Raw genomic sequence first — 17,082 nt, forward strand, 5'->3', positions numbered from 1 at the left:
TGCTGCGTGGTACCAAGCGTGACGACGTTGAGCGTGGTCAGGTTCTGTGTAAGCCGGGTAGCATCAAGCCGCACACCAAGTTCGAGTGCGAAGTGTACGTACTGAGCAAAGATGAAGGCGGTCGTCACACTCCGTTCTTCAAGGGCTACCGTCCTCAGTTCTACTTCCGTACCACCGACGTAACTGGTTCCTGTGAACTGCCGGAAGGCGTGGAAATGGTTATGCCGGGTGACAACGTGAAGATGAGTGTTACCCTGATCGCTCCGATCGCCATGGAAGATGGCCTGCGCTTCGCGATTCGCGAAGGTGGTCGTACCGTTGGTGCCGGCGTGGTCGCCAAGATCATCGAGTAAGTCGCTCGTGTGATCAGGAAAAAGGGGCTGAACTATTCAGCCCCTTTTTCTGTTTCAGTCGCGATGCTTGTGCCCGACCCGGTCAAACAGGAAGCCTGTTGACAGGGTTGGGTATTATGCATACAATGCGGCTCCTTTTTTTGAAGGTCGGCTAACAAGTAGCTGCTACGAGTGGAGTTTGGTGCATCATGCAAAGCCAAAAAATTCGAATCCGGTTGAAGGCGTTTGATTATCGCCTGATCGACCAGTCTACACAGGAGATCGTCGATACCGCGAAGCGGACCGGCGCTCAAGTGCGTGGACCTATCCCTCTGCCGACGCGGAAGGAAAAGTACACCATTCTGGTTTCTCCGCACGTCAACAAAGACGCGCGCGACCAGTATGAAATTCGTACGCATAAGCGTTTGCTCGACATCGTTGAGCCGACGGAAAAGACAGTAGATGCTTTGATGAAGTTGGACCTGGCAGCAGGTGTAGACGTTCAGATCAGCCTCGGCTAATACCGCCAGGTATTAGTCTGTGTAACTGTCATAAGGCCATAGAGGGTGCGAGCCCCGTACACTTAAGAGGTGAAACATGGCAATTGGTGTTGTCGGTCGTAAGGCCGGTATGACCCGTATTTTTACGGAAGATGGGCAGGCATTGCCCGTAACGGTAATCGAGGTTGAGCCCAACCGGATTACCCAACTTAAAACTCTTGAAAGCGATGGCTATCGTGCCGTTCAGGTCACTGTAGGCACCCGTCGTTCCTCACGTGTAACCAAGAGTGAAGCTGGCCACTATGCTAAGGCGGGCGTTGAAGCCGGTCGTGGTATGTGGGAATTCCGTCTGTCTGAAGGTGAGGGTGAAGACCTGGCCGCCGGCGGCGAGATCACAGCTTCAATCTTTGAAGACGGTCAGGTGGTTGATGCCATCGGTCGGTCCAAAGGTAAGGGTTTTCAGGGCGGCGTAAAGCGTTGGAACTTCTCCATGCAGGACGCTACCCACGGTAACTCCCTCTCTCACCGTGCTCCGGGCTCCATTGGTCAGAACCAGACTCCGGGTAAGGTATTCAAAGGCAAGAAGATGGCGGGCCAGATGGGTAACGCGCAGGTAACTGTGCAGAACCTGAAAATTGTCCGTGTCGACGCCGAGCGCAACCTGCTGCTGGTGAGTGGTGCCGTACCTGGTGCTACTGGCGGCGACGTTGTCATCAAGCCTGCAGTTAAAGCCTGAGGAGCGGTGCGATGGAATTGACTATTACAGGTAGCGGCAAGGGAATTTCTGTTTCCGACGCTGCATTTGCCAAAGATTTTAACGAGTCGCTGGTGCACCAGGTTGTTACTGCTTATATGGCAGCTGGCCGCCAAGGTACCAAGGCTCAAAAGACGCGTTCTGAAGTCAGCGGTGGTGGTAAGAAGCCATGGCGTCAGAAGGGCACTGGTCGTGCCCGTGCCGGTACTATCCGCAGCCCAATCTGGCGCGCCGGTGGTGTTACCTTTGCTGCCAAGCCTCGCGGTTTTGAGCAGAAGGTAAACCGGAAGATGTACCGCGCAGCAATGCGTTCTATTTTTTCTGAGCTGGTTCGCCAAGAGCGTCTGGTAGTTGTCGATGAATTGAGTGTCGACAGCCCGAAGACCAAGGCATTCACCGCTAAGCTGAAGGATCTCGGTGTAAGCAATGCGCTGATCCTGTCTGAAAGCGTTGAGCAGAACCTGCACCTTGCTTCACGCAACATCCCGCACGTTGATGTTCGTGATATCGCAGGTCTTGATCCGGTTAGCCTGGTTGCTCACGACAGCGTCGTGATCACTGTGCCTGCTCTGAAGAAGATCGAGGAGATGCTGGGATGAATCAGGAGCGTATTTACAAGGTCCTGCTTGGACCGCACGTATCTGAGAAAGCTTCTCTGGTGGCCGAGCACGGCCAGGTAGTGTTTCGGGTAGCCCCGGACGCGACCAAGCCCGAGATCAAGAAAGCCGTTGAGCAACTGTTCAACGTCACCGTCGAAGGTGTTCAGGTTCTGAACCGTAAGGGTAAGCTTAAGCGTACTATCCGCGGGTTCGGCAAGCGTAATGACATTCGTAAGGCTTACGTAAAGCTGGCTGAAGGTCAGGACATCGATTTTCTGGATGTGGAATAAGGTAAAGGGGTCGTAATATGCCGATCGTCAAAACCAAACCAACATCTGCCGGACGCCGTCACGTTGTAAAGCTTTACAACCCGGATCTGCACACAGGGCGCCCTTACGAGCCGTTGGTAGAAAGAAAGAATAAGACGGGTGGACGTAATAATGCGGGTCGCATTACCACGCGTCACACCGGTGGTGGTCACAAGAAGCACTACCGCGTAATTGATTTTAAGCGGACCAAAGATGGTATCCCGGCGGTCATTGAGCGCCTGGAATACGATCCTAACCGCTCTGCGCACATTGCACTGGTTAAGTACGCCGATGGCGAGCGTCGTTACATCATCGCTCCCAAAGGTATGCAGATCGGTGATCCTGTGCGCTCCGGTATCGACGCGCCGATTAAAGTGGGTAGCACGTTGCCGCTCCGGAATATTCCGGTCGGTTCCGTAATCCACTGCGTTGAACTCAAGCCTGGCAAAGGTGCTCAGCTGGCTCGCTCTGCGGGCGCATCCGTACAGCTGGTAGCGCGTGAAGGTGCATATGCCACCATCCGCCTGCGCTCAGGTGAAATGCGAAAGGTGCTTGTAGATTGCCGCGCAACGTTGGGTGAAGTATCCAACAGCGAGCACAGTCTCAAGCAGCTTGGTAAAGCGGGTGCATCACGTTGGCGCGGCAAACGCCCAACAGTACGTGGTGTTGCTATGAACCCAGTTGACCACCCGCATGGTGGTGGTGAAGGGCGTACCTCTGGCGGACGTCACCCGGTTACTCCGTGGGGTGTTCCGACCAAAGGGCATAAGACTCGTAAGAACAAGCGTACTGATAAAATGATAGTACGTCGTCGTTCGGCCAAGTAAACGACTACATAGAGGTAATTGCTGTGCCACGTTCTTTAAAGAAAGGTCCTTTTATAGACCTGCATCTGTTGAAGAAGGTCGAGGCAGCTCTGGAAGCTAACGACAAGCGACCGATCAAGACCTGGTCGCGCCGGTCGACAGTATTTCCGGAGATGGTAGGCCTGACCATTGCAGTCCACAACGGCAAGCAGCACGTGCCGGTTTATGTCACCGAAGATATGGTTGGACATAAGCTGGGTGAGTTCGCGGCAACGCGTACTTATCGTGGTCATGCGGCCGACAAGAAAGCTAAACGCTGATTGTGAGGGAATAGAAATGGAAGTAGCAGCCAAGTATAAGGGCGCTAACCTCTCAGCTCAGAAAGCACGTCTTGTCGCTGACCAAGTACGCGGCAAGGCGGTTGAGGATGCCCTGAACATTCTGACTTTCAGCCCAAAGAAGGCGGCGGTCGTACTCAAGAAAGCTCTTGAGTCTGCCATCGCTAACGCTGAGCACAACGAAGGTCTGGACGTTGACGAACTGCGGGTTTCCACCGTCATGGTGGATGAGGGTCCGACGCTCAAGCGAATCAAAGCTCGAGCCAAGGGGCGCGCTGACCGGATTTTCAAGCGCACCTGCCATATCACCGTCAAGGTCGCCGACAAGTAGGAGATGCTCAGATGGGTCATAAAGTAAATCCAACCGGCATTCGCCTGGGTGTGATCAAAGAGCACAACTCAGTCTGGTATGCCGACAAAAAGGAATACTCACAAAACCTGCTGAATGACATTCAGGTTCGTGAATTCCTCGACAAGCGTCTGGTTAAGGCGTCTGTCAGCAAGATTGTGATCGAGCGCCCTGCTCAGAACGCCCGTATCACGATCCATACTGCCCGTCCCGGTATTGTTATCGGTAAGAAGGGTGAAGATGTTGATCGTCTGCGTCGCGAAGTCAGCGACATGATGGGTGTGCCTGTGCACATCAACATCGAAGAAGTCCGCAAACCGGACCTGGATGCCCGCCTGGTAGCACAAAACGTTGCCGGTCAGCTGGAGCGTCGCGTGATGTTCCGTCGTGCTATGAAGCGCGCGGTACAGAACGCCATGCGTCAAGGCGCCAAGGGTATCAAGATCCAGGTAGGTGGTCGTCTCGGGGGTGCTGAAATTGCGCGTTCCGAGTGGTATCGCGAAGGTCGTGTACCTCTGCACACGCTGCGTGCAGATATTGATTACGCAACCTACGAAGCGCATACCACTTACGGCGTAATCGGCGTCAAGGTATGGATCTTCAAAGGTGAGATTCTTGGTGGTATGGAGCAGGTCCGTGCTGACAAGAAAGCCTCTGGGAAGAAAGGTTCTAAGTAAAGGGGCACTCTTATGCTGCAACCAAAACGCACCAAATTTCGCAAGGTAATGAAAGGCCGTAACACCGGTCTTGCTCACCGCGCTAACAAGGTGAGCTTCGGTGAATACGGATTGAAAGCTACCAGTCGTGGGCGTATAACTGCGCGCCAGATTGAGGCAGCGCGTCGTACCATGACTCGCCGCATTAAGCGTGGCGGGAAGATCTGGATCCGGGTATTCCCGGACAAGCCGATCACCGGTAAGCCGCTGGAAGTACGAATGGGTAAAGGTAAGGGTTCTGTCGAGTATTGGGTCGCTGAAATTCAGCCAGGCCGCATGCTCTACGAGATGGAAGGTGTATCTGAGGAAATCGCTCGTGATGCCTTCACTCTCGCTGCGGCCAAACTGCCGGTACAGACCACCTTTGTAACGAGGACGGTGATGTGATGAAAGCAACAGAGCTGCGTGAAAAGTCAGTCGAGGAGCTGAACAAAGAGCTGATCGACCTCCTGAAGGAGCAGTTCAACCTGCGCATGCGTAAGGCGACAGGTCAGCTGAATCAGTCTCACCTTCTCGGCAAGGTGAAGCGTGAGATCGCTCGCGTGAAAACAGTATTGAATGAAAAGGCAGGACAGTGACATGACTGAAGCTACCCAAACTGCCAGAACTCTGAGCGGCAAGGTCGTGAGCAACAAGATGGAGAAATCCATCGTCGTTCTGGTCGAGCGTCAGGTTAAGCACCCTCTGTACGGTAAGTACATGAAGCGCTCTACCAAGATCCACGCTCACGATGAGAGCAATCAGTGCAACGTTGGTGACACTGTGACCATCCAGGAAACCCGTCCGGTCTCTAAGACCAAGAGCTGGGCCCTGGTGGAAGTTACCGAACGTGCATCCAAGGTGTAACGCCGGAGAACAACCATGATTCAGACTCAAACAATGCTTGAAGTCGCGGATAACAGCGGTGCGCGTCAGGTGATGTGCATCAAGGTCCTGGGCGGTTCACATCGGCGTTATGCCAGCGTAGGGGATATCATCAAGGTGACCGTTAAGGAAGCCATCCCCCGCGGTAAAGTGAAGAAAGGCCAGGTCCTGAAAGCTGTGGTGGTGCGCACTCGTAAGGGTGTTCGCCGTCCGGACGGTTCGCTGATCCGTTTCGACGGAAACGCGGCGGTACTTCTGAACCCTCAGGACGCTCCTATTGGTACCCGTATCTTCGGACCGGTTACCCGTGAACTGCGTAATGAGAAGTTCATGAAAATTATTTCACTGGCACCCGAAGTACTTTAAAGGACCAGAGGCCGGTTATGAAAAAGATCAAACGAGATGACGAAGTAATCGTCACCACGGGGAAAGATAAAGGCAAACGTGGTAAAGTCCTGAAAGTTCAGGACGATGGTCGAGTGCTTGTTTCTGGGATCAACATGATCAAGAAGCACACCAAACCTAACCCGATGCTGGGCACCCCAGGTGGCATCGTCGAAAAAGAAGCACCTATCCAGGCTTCCAACGTGGCTATTTTTAATCCGCAGACCGGCAAAGCCGATCGTGTAGGCTTCCAGACCAAGGAAGACGGCGCTAAAGTGCGGATCTTCAAGTCCACGAACGAAGCTGTCGATAACCAGTAAGCGGTGGTGGTTACGATGCTTAACATGAAAGAGCAGTACAGTAAGGAAGTGGTACCCGCCCTGCAGAAAGAGTTCAGCTACAAGAACATCATGCAGGTGCCGCGTATCGAAAAGATCACCCTTAACATGGGTGTCGGCGAAGCGGTTGGTGACAAGAAGCTGATTGAGAATGCCGTGGCGGATCTAGAGCGCCTGGCAGGTCAAAAGGTTGTTGTTACCAAGGCACGTAAATCCGTTGCGGGTTTCAAAATCCGTGAAGGTTGGCCGATCGGTTGCAAGGTTACTCTGCGCGGCGAGCGTATGTGGGACTTCTTTGATCGCCTGGTTCACATTGCGGTACCCCGCATTCGTGACTTCCGTGGTCTGAATCCCAAGTCGTTCGACGGTCGCGGTAACTACAGCATGGGCGTGCGTGAGCAGATCATTTTCCCAGAGATCGAGTACGACAAGGTCGACAAGATCCGTGGTCTGGACATCACCATTACCACTACTGCCGGTACCGACGATGAAGGTCGTGAACTGCTGAAAGCCTTCGGCTTTCCGTTCAAGAAATAAAGGAACGAGTGTAATGGCTAAGGTTTCCATGAAAAACCGTGAGCAAAAGCGCGAACAAACCGTTGCGAAGTATGCAGCGAAGCGTGCTGAGCTCAAGGCGATTATCAAGAACCCGAATACCAGCGATGATGACCGTTGGGATGCACAGATGAAGCTGCAACAGCTTCCTCGCGATGCAAGCCCCTCGCGTCTTCGGAATCGTTGCCAGGTGACTGGTCGCCCCCACGGCGTTCTCCGCAAGTTCGAGCTTTCACGGATTAAACTCCGTGAATACGGCATGCGCGGTGACGTTCCGGGCCTGACCAAGGCAAGCTGGTAAGATAGGCATCCTGACTTCGGTCAGGTGCCTGTTGGTAAGCGGTGCGGCACGCCGCTGCACAACTAAAAAGATCAGGAGCCTCATACCAATGAGTATGCAAGACACGCTTGCGGATATGTTTACCCGTATCCGTAATGCACAGATGGCGTCTAAGACAGATGTTACGATGCCATCTTCAAAAATGAAGATCTCCGTAGCCCAGGTCCTTAAGGACGAAGGTTACGTGGAAGACTTTTCCGTTTCAGCCGACGCGAAGCCCGAGCTGACGATCACTCTGAAATATTTCGGCGGCAAGCCGGTTATCGAAGAGATCAAGCGGGTCAGCCGTCCGAGTCTGCGCCAGTACAACGGCGCTGGGGAACTGCCGAAAGTATCCGGTGGTTTGGGAGTCGCGATTGTCTCAACGTCCAAGGGCGTTATGACAGACCGCGCCGCACGAGCTGCTGGCGTGGGTGGCGAAGTCATCTGCACCGTATTCTAGGAGATACACATGTCCAGGGTTGCCAATAATCCTGTCGTGCTGCCTTCCGGTGTTGAGGTTAAGCTGAACGGACAGGAAATTAGTGTGAAGGGCTCCAAGGGAGCGCTTCAAATCACCATTCACCAAGCGGTCGAAGTAACGCAGGACGAAAACGTACTGCGCTTTGTTGCCCGTGATGGTGCTAAACAGTCCCGCGCTCTTGCTGGTACTACTCGTGCACTGGTCAACAACATGGTGACTGGTGTATCCACAGGCTTTGAGCGCAAGCTCCAGCTGACGGGCGTAGGTTACCGTGCCCAGGCGCAAGGTAAGAAGCTCAATCTGACACTGGGTTTTTCACACCCGGTTGAATATGAGCTGCCCGAGGGGATTACCGCAGAAACTCCGTCCAATACGGAAGTAGTTATCCGCGGTATCGACAAGCAACAGGTTGGCCAGGTCGCTGCTGATGTCCGCGCGTTCCGTCCGCCCGAGCCTTATAAGGGTAAGGGTGTTCGTTATGCGGATGAGCAGGTCAGACGCAAAGAAGCCAAGAAGAAATAAGGCGGGACTATGAGCGCGAATAACGAAAGATTGCGTCGCGCACGCAAAGTGCGCATGAAGATCCGTGAGCTGGGTACCAATCGCCTGTGCGTTCATCGCACACCGCGTCACATGTACGCCCAGGTTACGACTGCAGATGGCAGCAAGGTGCTGGCTTCTGCCTCCACGTTGGATAAGGAACTGCGCCAGGGTGCAACCGGTAACGTGGACGCTGCCAAGAAGGTTGGTCAGCTAATCGCTGAGCGTGCCAAGGCAGCAGGTGTTGAGCAGGTCGCTTTTGACCGCTCCGGTTACCGTTATCACGGCCGTATTCAGGCTCTGGCCGACGCAGCCCGTGAAGCTGGCTTGCAATTCTAAGAGGTGGAGAAGATGAGCGTTAACGAACAGAAGGCGCCTGAGCTCCAGGAAAAGCTGGTTCAGGTCAATCGTGTCGCCAAGGTAGTAAAAGGTGGCCGTATTTTCGCCTTCACCGCACTGACTGTAGTGGGTGATGGTAAAGGTCGCGTTGGTTTTGGTCGTGGCAAGGCGCGTGAAGTGCCGGTCGCTATCCAGAAGGCTATGGAAGCTGCGCGTAAAAACATGGTTGATGTCCCGCTGGACGGTACTACTCTGCAGTACGCGGTGAAGGCACAGCATGGCGGCTCTAAAGTCTACATGCAGCCGGCTTCCGAAGGTACCGGCATCATCGCCGGCGGCGCGATGCGCGCTGTACTGGAAGTGGCAGGTGTTCAGAACGTACTGTCCAAGTGTTACGGGTCTACCAACCCGGTCAACGTGGTACGTTCCACCATCAAGGGTCTCCAGGCAACGCAAGCGCCTGAAGATATCGCAGCCAAGCGCGGTAAGACCGTGGAAGAGATTCTGGGTTGAAGTCATGGCGAACGCAAAAACGATCAAAGTAACTCTGACCCGCAGCCCAATCGGCTGCCAGCCTAAGCACAAAGCATGTGTGAAGGGCCTGGGTCTTCGTAAAATCGGTCACACCGTGGAACTGGAAGACACAGCTTCCATCCGCGGCATGATCAACCGGGTAAATTACCTGGTTCGGGTTGAGGAGAACTAAGATGCGTCTGAACGAACTTAGTCCGGAACCCGGTTCACGTCAGGCTCCTAAGCGAGTCGGTCGTGGTATCGGTAGCGGTCTCGGTAAAACCGGTGGTCGCGGTCACAAGGGTCTGAAGGCCCGTTCAGGTGGCAGCGTAGCTCCTGGTTTCGAGGGTGGTCAGCAGCCTCTGGCTCGTCGTCTGCCGAAGTTTGGTTTTACCTCTCGTCAGCAGCGTTACGTTGCCGAAATTCGCCTGAATGAACTGGCGAAGGTCGAAGGCGATGTGGTCGACCTGGAAGCTCTTAAGAAGGCAGATATCATTCGTGAAGAAATTCGCGAAGCCAAGGTTATCCTGTCCGGCGAACTGAGCCGTGCAGTAACCGTTAAGGGCCTGCGGGTAACCAAAGGCGCACGCGAGGCAATTGCCGCCGCGGGTGGTAAAGTCGAAGACTAAGGCGAGTCGAGGACTAAATGGCCAAGACAGCATCATTGCCTGCGGGCGCGGGTAAGGGACTGGCAGAGCTGCGATCGCGGCTCTGGTTTGTCTTCCTGGCATTGTTGGTGTACCGGATCGGTGCCCATATTCCGGTGCCGGGGATCAACCCCGACCGTTTGGCGGCACTGTTTGAACAGAATCAGGGCACAATCCTGAGCATGTTCAACATGTTTTCTGGTGGTGCGCTTGAGCGCATGAGTATCTTCGCTCTCGGTATCATGCCGTACATCTCGGCTTCGATTATCATGCAGCTCATGACTGCGGTTAGCCCGCAGCTTGAGCAGCTGAAGAAAGAAGGTGAGGCTGGTCGTCGCAAGATCAGTCAATACACGCGGTATGGTACGGTTATCCTCGCCCTGGTTCAGGGCGCTGGTATTTCTGTCGGTCTGGCATCACAAGGCGTGACCTTTAACGACAGCTTCAGCTTCCACTTTGTGGCAGTTGTTTCCTTCGTGAGTGGTGCAGTCTTCATGATGTGGCTGGGTGAGCAGATCACTGAGCGCGGCGTTGGCAACGGGATTTCCCTGCTGATTTTCGCGGGCATTGTGGCCGGCTTGCCTGGCGCCATTGGTCAGACTCTTGAGCAAGCCAGAAATGGCGAGATGAGTCTCCTGGTGGTACTGGGAATTGGTGTCCTCGCGGTAGCCGTCATCGGCTTCGTGGTGTTCATGGAGCGTGGTCAGCGTCGTCTGACCATCAACTACGCCAAGCGTCAGCAGGGTCGCCGTGTGTTTGCACAGCAATCCAGCCATCTGCCACTTAAGGTGAACATGGCCGGGGTTATTCCGCCGATCTTTGCTTCATCCATTCTGCTGTTCCCGGCGTCGATCGGGCAGTGGTTTGGCCAGGGCGAGGGCATGGAGTGGCTCAGCGATGTTTCTCAGGCATTGGCGCCCAGCCAGCCGTTGTATATCATCCTGTTCGCAGCAGCAGTTGTGTTCTTCTGCTTCTTCTACACAGCGTTGATGTACAATCCGAAAGAAGTTGCGGATAACCTCAAGCGCTCTGGAGCGTTTATTCCGGGCATTCGTCCGGGCGATCAGACAGCCAAGTACATCGATGGTGTGCTGACTCGCCTAACGCTGTTCGGTGCAATGTACATTGCAGCAGTGTCCCTGTTCCCACAGTTTCTGATGGTGGCCGGGAATGTACCGTTCTATCTGGGCGGCACCTCACTGCTGATTGTGGTAGTCGTGGTGATGGATTTCATGGCGCAGGTACAGTCACACCTGATGTCTCATCAGTATGAATCGCTGATGAAGAAGTCCAATCTCAAGGGCTATGGTCGGAACGGCTAAGCTGTTCCCCTTGAAAACTGGAGTCGACAATGAAAGTACGCGCTTCGGTAAAGAAAATTTGCCGTAACTGCAAAGTAATTCGTCGCAATGGCTCAGTACGAGTCATTTGCTCGGAGCCTCGCCACAAGCAGCGTCAGGGTTAATCCTTCGGGACAAAACCTGATAACGCAAAGGGGTTCGGAATACTGGCGCTTGACTTCGACAGGAGTCAGGCGCTATTATTTCGCGCCCTTTTTGTGGCGGAAAATTCACACAGCAAAGCTTTGAACGCGGAGTAATTTGGATGGCACGTATAGCCGGTGTCAATATACCCGATAACAAACATGCTGTTATCTCGCTGACATACATCTTTGGTGTTGGCAAGACAACAGCCCAGAAGCTTTGCGATGCAACCGGCGTTAAGCCGGACGTCAAGGTCAAAGACCTAAGCGACGAGCAGCTTGAATCACTTCGTACCGAAGTGGGCAAGGTGTCTGTCGAAGGCGATCTGCGTCGTGAAGTACAGATGAACATCAAGCGTTTGAAGGATCTCGGATGTCACCGTGGTCTGCGTCATCGTCATGGCCTTCCGGTCCGTGGCCAGCGCACCAAGACCAACGCTCGCACCCGTAAAGGTCCACGCAAACCTATTCGTAAGTAACAGGTAGGCAAACATGGCAAAGCCAGGTACACGTACCCGTAAAAAGGTGAAAAAGACGGTTGTTGATGGCGTCGCGCACATTCACGCGTCCTTCAACAACACTATCGTGACCATTTCTGACCGTCAGGGCAACGTCCTGTCCTGGGCTACCTCTGGTGGTTCCGGTTTCCGTGGGTCACGCAAGAGTACACCTTTTGCTGCGCAGGTAGCAGCTGAAAGAGCCGGTAACGCGGCTGCTGAATACGGCCTTAAAAACCTGGACGTAGAGGTTAAGGGTCCTGGGCCCGGACGTGAATCTGCAGTTCGTGCGCTGAACGCGTGCGGCTACAAGATCACTAACATCACTGATGTGACGCCGATTCCCCATAACGGTTGTCGTCCGCCCAAAAAGCGCCGCGTCTAACACAGGAGACAGTGAATTATGGCTCGTTACATAGGCCCGAAGTGCAAGCTGTCTCGTCGTGAAGGGACAGATCTTTTTCTAAAGAGCGGTGTTCGCGCGCTCGATTCCAAGTGCAACATCGAGACTCCGCCGGGTATGCACGGCGCGCGTCGCGGTCGTCTGTCCGAGTACGGCGTTCAGCTTCGTGAAAAACAGAAAGTTCGTCGTATCTACGGCGTACTCGAGAAGCAGTTCCGTAATTACTACAAAGAGGCAGCCCGAATCAAAGGTGCAACCGGTGAAAACCTGCTGCAGCTTCTGGAAGGCCGTCTGGATAACGTTGTATACCGCATGGGCTTTGGTTCTACCCGTGCTGAATCCCGTCAGCTCGTTTCTCACAAAGCGATCCTGGTGAACGACAAGGTAGTGAACATTGCTTCCTACCAGGTCAAGCCGGGCGACGTTGTGAGCGTGCGTGAAAAGGCCAAGAACCAGCTTCGCGTAAAAGGCGCGCTGGATCTGTCTGCAAGCCGTGCACCGGTGAGCTGGGTAGAGGTCGACGCCAACAAGATGTCCGGCGTTTACAAGTCAGTACCTGAGCGTACTGAACTGCCGGCCGACATCAACGAGAACCTCATCGTCGAGCTTTACTCTAAGTAAAGCCCAGTTAGCAACGATAGCAGATAGGGGCGTCTATGCAGCGTTCAGTACATGAGTTATTGACACCTCGTACCATTGACGTGAAAGAATCCGGCGCCACGCGTGCCAAGGTGACGCTCGAGCCTCTGGAAAGAGGCTTTGGGCACACTCTGGGCAGCGCGCTGCGCCGCATTCTCTTGTCCTCGATGCCGGGCTGCGCTGTAACTGAAGCGCAGATCGATGGCGTCTTGCACGAGTACAGCGCCATTGAGGGTGTCCAGGAAGACGTCATCGAGATTCTTCTGAATCTCAAGGGCGTCGCCGTGAAAATGAACGGTCGGGATGATGCTGAGCTCACGCTCAGCAAGAAAGGCCCGGGCGTTGTCACCGCCGGTGATATCAAGCTCGACCATGATGTTGAGATCGCCAACCCGGAGCACGTGATCTGTCACCTGAGTGAAAATGGTGAAGTGAACATGCGTCTCCGCGTTAATCGCGGTCGCGGCTATGAGCCGGCAGACCAGCGTGGTCTCGACGAGGACGAAACTCGCGCCATTGGACGCCTGCAGCTGGATGCAACTTTCAGCCCGGTTCGTCGTGTGGCTTACTCCGTGGAAAGTGCACGGGTAGAGCAACGGACTGATCTGGACAAGCTGGTGATTGATCTGGAGACCAATGGGACGATCGATCCGGAAGAAGCAATTCGCCGGGCCGCGACCATCCTCCAGCAGCAACTGGCGGTATTTGTCGATTTCGATCATGAAAAAGAGCCAGAGCGCGTAGAGGAAGAGGAAGAAATTGATCCGATCCTGTTGCGTCCGGTTGATGATCTGGAATTGACAGTGCGTTCAGCTAACTGCTTGAAGGCTGAGAATATTTACTACATCGGCGATCTGATCCAGCGCACTGAAGTTGAGCTGCTGAAGACGCCTAACCTTGGTAAAAAGTCGCTGACCGAGATCAAGGACGTTTTGGCGTCTCGTGGTCTTTCATTGGGCATGCGTCTTGATAACTGGCCGCCGGCTAGCCTTCGTGGCGACGACCGGGTGTTGGGCGGTTAATCGCCGATTAGTTTAAGGTAAGGAATAAGAGCAATGCGTCATCGTAAGAGTGGTCGTAAGTTCAGCAGGACCAGTGCGCATCGCAAGGCCATGTTCCGTAACATGACTGCGTCACTGGTTGAACACGAGCTGATCAAAACAACGCTGCCGAAAGCCAAAGAGCTTCGTCGAGTAGCTGAACCTTTGATCACGCTCTCAAAGAATGATTCGGTCGCGAATCGTCGTCTGGCGTTCTCTCGCCTGCGTGACGATGCAGCGGTTGCCAAGCTGTTTGACGAGCTTGGTCCCCGTTACAACGAGCGTCCGGGTGGTTACCTTCGTATCCTGAAGTGCGGTTTCCGTGCTGGCGACAATGCCCCTATGGCATTCGTAGAGCTGGTTGGTCGTCCGCTGGATATCGAAGCGGAAGAAGTGGACGAAGGCGAGGAGTAAGTTCCTCGGCTTTGGCCAATAAAAAACCGGGTTCCGAAAGGTTCCCGGTTTTTTTGTGCCTGAATGATGGGCGGGGTAGACCCGCCCGCCGATTATCGGCTCAACATCGACTTCAGGTACTTGCCGGTGTGCGAGGCCGTGTTGTTCGCCACGGCTTCCGGTGTGCCTTCTGCGATGATCTGGCCGCCGCCTGAACCGCCCTCTGGTCCCAGGTCGATTATCCAGTCCGCCGTCTTGATCACATCCAGGTTGTGCTCGATCACCACGATGGTGTTGCCGTGGTCGCGCAGCCGCTCGAGTACATGCAGCAATTGCTGGATGTCATAGAAGTGCAGGCCAGTGGTCGGCTCGTCCAGGATGTACAGGGTCTTGCCGGTGTCCCGCTTGGACAGCTCTTTCGCGAGCTTGACCCGCTGGGCTTCGCCACCTGAGAGAGTGACAGCACTTTGACCCAGGCGGATGTAGGAGAGACCGACATCCATCAGGGTCTGGAGTTTGCGGGCAAGAAACGGCACGGCGTCAAAGAATACCCGGCCCTCTTCAACGGTCATTTCCAGTACTTCATGAATGTTCTTGCCCTTGTACCGAACCTCCAAGGTTTCCCGGTTATAGCGCTTGCCTTTACAGACATCGCAGGGCACATACACGTCCGGCAGGAAGTGCATTTCCACCTTGATGACGCCGTCGCCCTGGCAGGCCTCACAGCGACCACCTTTTACGTTGAACGAGAAGCGGCCCGGTTTATAGCCCCGCGAGCGGGCTTCTTGTGTGCCGGCGAACAGTTCGCGAATTGGGGTGAACAGACCGGTGTAAGTCGCAGGGTTGGAGCGCGGTGTGCGGCCGATGGGGCTTTGGTCAATGTCGATGACCTTGTCCAGGTGGTCCAGCCCCTTGAGTGACTGGTAAGGGGCGTGGCTGAGGCTTGTGGCCTTATTCAGTTTGGCGGCCGAGACTGGATACAGGGTGCTGTTGATCAGTGTCGACTTACCGGAGCCCGATACGCCAGTGACGCAGGTCATGATGCCCAGGGGCAGGTTTAAGGTGACGTCCTGCAGGTTGTTGCCAGTGGCTCCGGTCAGGGTCAGCGATTTGCCGTTGCCTGTATTCCGGGTCTTGGGCACTGCAATCTCGCGGGTGCCATTCAAGTATTGTCCGGTCAGAGAATCGGGATGGTCGAGAATCTGTTGGGGTGTGCCCTGGGCAATGACTTTGCCTCCGTGGATGCCGGCACCTGGGCCGATATCAATGACGTGATCCGCCGCCCGAATAGCATCCTCGTCGTGCTCGACCACGATCACCGTGTTGCCGAGATCCCGCAGGTGGGTCAGGGTGGCCAGCAGCCGGTCATTGTCCCGCTGATGCAGGCCGATAGAGGGTTCGTCCAGAATGTACATGACGCCTACCAGGCCGGCACCGATCTGGCTGGCCAGCCGGATCCGCTGCGCCTCGCCGCCCGAGAGCGTATCGGCGCTGCGCTCCAGGGTCAGATATTCCAGGCCAACGTTGACCAGGAACTGTAGGCGCTGGCGCACTTCCTTCAGGATTTTTTCCGCTATCTCACCCTTGCGACCTGGCAGCGCCAGGTGTTCAAAGTAATGGTGGGCCTCACCGACCGGCAGCCGGGTGACCTCGGGCAGGTTCCGTTTTTCGATAAACACGTGCCGGGCACTGCGACGCAGTCGTGAACCATGGCAGGCCTTGCAGGGCTGGGTGCTCAGGTTGCGGGCCAGCTCCTCGCGCATGCTCTGGGACTCGGTCTCCCGGTAGCGGCGTTCAAGGTTGGGGAGGATGCCTTCAAACGGATGTGCCTTCTCCATGATGTGGCCACGGGAGTTGACATACCGGAACGGAATGTCCTCCTTGCCCGATCCATTCAGCAGAACGTCCTGGAATTTTTCCGGCAGGTCGATCCAGGGGGTTTCCAGATCGATGTCGTAGTGGTCTGCAACGCTGCCGAGCATCTGGAAGTAATAAACGGCCCGGCGATCCCAGCCCTTGATAGCGCCGGCAGCCAGAGTGGCTTCCGGGTGCTGAATGATCTTCTCCGGATCGAAGAACTGCTTCACGCCCAGGCCGTCACAAGTCGGGCAGGCGCCGGCAGGGTTGTTGAATGAAAAGATCCGCGGCTCGAGTTCGCTGAGGGAATAGCCGCACTGGGTGCACGCGTACCGAGCCGAAAAGGTGTGTTCTTCACCTTCACCAGTCATGGGCGCCACCAGTGCAATGCCGTCGGCCAGCTCCAACGTGGTCTCAAAACTTTCTGCCAACCGCTGTTCCAGCCCGGGTTTGACCTTGAACCGATCAACCACCACATCGATCTGGTGTTTGCGCTTCTTGTCCAGGGCCGGAATGTCGTCGATGTCGTACACGGTTCCGTCGACGCGCAGGCGGATAAAACCCTGGCTCTTCATGGTATCGATGATTTGCTGGTGTTCGCCTTTGCGATCACGAATCACCGGTGCCAGGATCATCAGCTTGCTGTCTTCCGGCATGGCCAGCACCTGATCAACCATTTGGCTGATGGTCTGGGCTTCCAGTGGCTGGTCGTGGTCTGGGCATCGGGGTTCACCAGCGCGAGCAAACAGCAGTCGCAGATAATCGTAGATTTCAGTAATGGTGCCGACGGTTGAGCGGGGGTTGTGGGATGTCGATTTCTGTTCAATGGAAATCGCCGGGGACAAGCCCTCGATGTGGTCAACGTCGGGCTTTTCCATCATCGACAAAAACTGGCGGGCGTAGGTCGACAGGGATTCCACGTACCGGCGCTGACCCTCGGCGTAGAGGGTGTCGAAGGCCAGGGACGATTTGCCGGAGCCGGACAGGCCGGTGACCACAATCAGCTTATCCCGAGGCATATCGAGGTCGATATTCTTCAGGTTGTGGGTGCGTGCCCCTTTGATCTGGATGTGGTCCATAGTACC

30 protein-coding genes are annotated in these 17,082 nt (G+C 55.0%); 29 read left to right on the forward strand and 1 reads right to left on the reverse strand.

All coding sequences use genetic code 11. From position 1 onward, the window contains the following. The 29 genes from FCS96_RS18435 to rplQ all read left to right on the forward strand — a co-directional run. The coding region (locus tag FCS96_RS18435; protein WP_456085599.1) for an EF-Tu C-terminal domain-related protein at window positions 1-353 on the forward strand (353 nt) is incomplete at its 5' end. Window positions 354-541: 188 nt separating this feature from the next. Continuing rightward, entirely contained in the window at window positions 542-853 is a 312-nt protein-coding gene (gene rpsJ / locus FCS96_RS18440) for a 30S ribosomal protein S10 (protein ID WP_041341420.1), read from the forward strand. Window positions 854-929: 76 nt separating this feature from the next. Beyond that, window positions 930-1,568 carry a 50S ribosomal protein L3 gene (gene rplC, locus FCS96_RS18445; protein WP_138441843.1) on the forward strand — a complete coding sequence of 213 codons (639 nt, stop codon included), beginning with the start codon at window positions 930-932 and terminating at the stop codon, window positions 1,566-1,568. 11 nt (window positions 1,569-1,579) lie between these two features. Continuing rightward, window positions 1,580-2,185, forward strand: coding sequence for a 50S ribosomal protein L4 (gene rplD / locus FCS96_RS18450; protein WP_138441844.1), 606 nt, complete (start codon window positions 1,580-1,582; stop codon window positions 2,183-2,185). Then, window positions 2,182-2,475, forward strand: a complete 294-nt coding sequence (gene rplW / locus FCS96_RS18455) for a 50S ribosomal protein L23 (RefSeq protein WP_041341428.1) — start codon at window positions 2,182-2,184, stop codon at window positions 2,473-2,475. Before rplD ends, rplW begins: the two co-directional genes overlap by 4 nt. Before the next feature lie 17 nt (window positions 2,476-2,492). Next, entirely contained in the window at window positions 2,493-3,320 is an 828-nt protein-coding gene (gene rplB / locus FCS96_RS18460; protein ID WP_138441845.1) for a 50S ribosomal protein L2, read from the forward strand. A 23-nt stretch (window positions 3,321-3,343) separates the two neighbouring features. After that, entirely contained in the window at window positions 3,344-3,619 is a 276-nt protein-coding gene (gene rpsS, locus FCS96_RS18465; protein ID WP_007154011.1) for a 30S ribosomal protein S19, read from the forward strand. Between the two features lie 16 nt (window positions 3,620-3,635). Beyond that, on the forward strand, window positions 3,636-3,968 hold the full coding sequence (gene rplV, locus FCS96_RS18470) for a 50S ribosomal protein L22 (RefSeq protein WP_041341430.1): 333 nt from the start codon (window positions 3,636-3,638) through the stop codon (window positions 3,966-3,968). An 11-nt stretch (window positions 3,969-3,979) separates the two neighbouring features. Further along, window positions 3,980-4,663 (forward strand): 30S ribosomal protein S3, encoded by a 684-nt coding sequence (gene rpsC / locus FCS96_RS18475; RefSeq protein WP_041341433.1) that lies wholly within the window; start codon window positions 3,980-3,982, stop codon window positions 4,661-4,663. A 12-nt stretch (window positions 4,664-4,675) separates the two neighbouring features. Continuing rightward, window positions 4,676-5,089, forward strand: a complete 414-nt coding sequence (gene rplP / locus FCS96_RS18480) for a 50S ribosomal protein L16 (RefSeq protein WP_008174875.1) — start codon at window positions 4,676-4,678, stop codon at window positions 5,087-5,089. Further along, entirely contained in the window at window positions 5,089-5,280 is a 192-nt protein-coding gene (gene rpmC, locus FCS96_RS18485; protein WP_041341437.1) for a 50S ribosomal protein L29, read from the forward strand. Before rplP ends, rpmC begins: the two co-directional genes overlap by 1 nt. Before the next feature lies 1 nt (window position 5,281). Further along, window positions 5,282-5,548: a 30S ribosomal protein S17 gene (gene rpsQ, locus FCS96_RS18490; RefSeq protein ID WP_012139774.1), complete on the forward strand. Its 267-nt coding sequence runs from the start codon at window positions 5,282-5,284 to the stop codon at window positions 5,546-5,548. Between the two features lie 15 nt (window positions 5,549-5,563). Next, a complete protein-coding gene (rplN, locus tag FCS96_RS18495; protein ID WP_041341441.1) occupies window positions 5,564-5,932 on the forward strand; it encodes a 50S ribosomal protein L14 in 369 nt (122 codons plus the stop codon). Window positions 5,933-5,949: 17 nt separating this feature from the next. After that, window positions 5,950-6,270: a 50S ribosomal protein L24 gene (rplX, locus tag FCS96_RS18500; RefSeq protein WP_041341445.1), complete on the forward strand. Its 321-nt coding sequence runs from the start codon at window positions 5,950-5,952 to the stop codon at window positions 6,268-6,270. Window positions 6,271-6,285: 15 nt separating this feature from the next. Beyond that, a complete protein-coding gene (gene rplE / locus FCS96_RS18505) occupies window positions 6,286-6,825 on the forward strand; it encodes a 50S ribosomal protein L5 (RefSeq protein WP_041341448.1) in 540 nt (179 codons plus the stop codon). Window positions 6,826-6,838: 13 nt separating this feature from the next. Further along, a complete protein-coding gene (gene rpsN / locus FCS96_RS18510; protein ID WP_138441846.1) occupies window positions 6,839-7,144 on the forward strand; it encodes a 30S ribosomal protein S14 in 306 nt (101 codons plus the stop codon). 88 nt (window positions 7,145-7,232) lie between these two features. Next, window positions 7,233-7,625: a 30S ribosomal protein S8 gene (gene rpsH, locus FCS96_RS18515; protein ID WP_041341454.1), complete on the forward strand. Its 393-nt coding sequence runs from the start codon at window positions 7,233-7,235 to the stop codon at window positions 7,623-7,625. 9 nt (window positions 7,626-7,634) lie between these two features. Continuing rightward, on the forward strand, window positions 7,635-8,168 hold the full coding sequence (rplF, locus tag FCS96_RS18520; RefSeq protein ID WP_138441847.1) for a 50S ribosomal protein L6: 534 nt from the start codon (window positions 7,635-7,637) through the stop codon (window positions 8,166-8,168). A 9-nt stretch (window positions 8,169-8,177) separates the two neighbouring features. Further along, entirely contained in the window at window positions 8,178-8,525 is a 348-nt protein-coding gene (gene rplR / locus FCS96_RS18525) for a 50S ribosomal protein L18 (RefSeq protein ID WP_041341459.1), read from the forward strand. Between the two features lie 12 nt (window positions 8,526-8,537). Beyond that, window positions 8,538-9,038: a 30S ribosomal protein S5 gene (gene rpsE, locus FCS96_RS18530; RefSeq protein WP_041341461.1), complete on the forward strand. Its 501-nt coding sequence runs from the start codon at window positions 8,538-8,540 to the stop codon at window positions 9,036-9,038. 4 nt (window positions 9,039-9,042) lie between these two features. Beyond that, window positions 9,043-9,231 carry a 50S ribosomal protein L30 gene (gene rpmD, locus FCS96_RS18535; RefSeq protein WP_138441848.1) on the forward strand — a complete coding sequence of 63 codons (189 nt, stop codon included), beginning with the start codon at window positions 9,043-9,045 and terminating at the stop codon, window positions 9,229-9,231. A 1-nt stretch (window position 9,232) separates the two neighbouring features. Then, window positions 9,233-9,667, forward strand: coding sequence for a 50S ribosomal protein L15 (gene rplO, locus FCS96_RS18540; RefSeq protein WP_041341467.1), 435 nt, complete (start codon window positions 9,233-9,235; stop codon window positions 9,665-9,667). Between the two features lie 17 nt (window positions 9,668-9,684). After that, a complete protein-coding gene (secY, locus tag FCS96_RS18545) occupies window positions 9,685-11,007 on the forward strand; it encodes a preprotein translocase subunit SecY (protein WP_041341470.1) in 1,323 nt (440 codons plus the stop codon). A gap of 29 nt (window positions 11,008-11,036) precedes the next feature. Next, a complete protein-coding gene (gene rpmJ / locus FCS96_RS18550; protein WP_008174902.1) occupies window positions 11,037-11,150 on the forward strand; it encodes a 50S ribosomal protein L36 in 114 nt (37 codons plus the stop codon). Window positions 11,151-11,290: 140 nt separating this feature from the next. Continuing rightward, window positions 11,291-11,647, forward strand: a complete 357-nt coding sequence (gene rpsM / locus FCS96_RS18555; protein WP_012139789.1) for a 30S ribosomal protein S13 — start codon at window positions 11,291-11,293, stop codon at window positions 11,645-11,647. A 13-nt stretch (window positions 11,648-11,660) separates the two neighbouring features. Then, window positions 11,661-12,050, forward strand: a complete 390-nt coding sequence (gene rpsK / locus FCS96_RS18560; RefSeq protein ID WP_007153992.1) for a 30S ribosomal protein S11 — start codon at window positions 11,661-11,663, stop codon at window positions 12,048-12,050. A gap of 18 nt (window positions 12,051-12,068) precedes the next feature. After that, entirely contained in the window at window positions 12,069-12,689 is a 621-nt protein-coding gene (gene rpsD / locus FCS96_RS18565) for a 30S ribosomal protein S4 (protein ID WP_070970489.1), read from the forward strand. A 35-nt stretch (window positions 12,690-12,724) separates the two neighbouring features. Next, window positions 12,725-13,729 carry a DNA-directed RNA polymerase subunit alpha gene (locus tag FCS96_RS18570; RefSeq protein WP_138441849.1) on the forward strand — a complete coding sequence of 335 codons (1,005 nt, stop codon included), beginning with the start codon at window positions 12,725-12,727 and terminating at the stop codon, window positions 13,727-13,729. A gap of 33 nt (window positions 13,730-13,762) precedes the next feature. Then, complete coding sequence (rplQ, locus tag FCS96_RS18575; protein WP_041341481.1) at window positions 13,763-14,161, forward strand: 50S ribosomal protein L17; 399 nt, start codon at window positions 13,763-13,765, stop codon at window positions 14,159-14,161. A gap of 92 nt (window positions 14,162-14,253) precedes the next feature. Here the strand turns inward: rplQ and uvrA are convergent, their stop codons facing one another. Beyond that, window positions 14,254-17,076: an excinuclease ABC subunit UvrA gene (uvrA, locus tag FCS96_RS18580; protein ID WP_138441850.1), complete on the reverse strand. Its 2,823-nt coding sequence runs from the start codon at window positions 17,074-17,076 to the stop codon at window positions 14,254-14,256. Window positions 17,077-17,082 lie beyond the last annotated feature (6 nt).

It is taken from the genome of Marinobacter alexandrii, from assembly GCF_005871205.1.
Classification (GTDB): domain Bacteria; phylum Pseudomonadota; class Gammaproteobacteria; order Pseudomonadales; family Oleiphilaceae; genus Marinobacter; species Marinobacter alexandrii.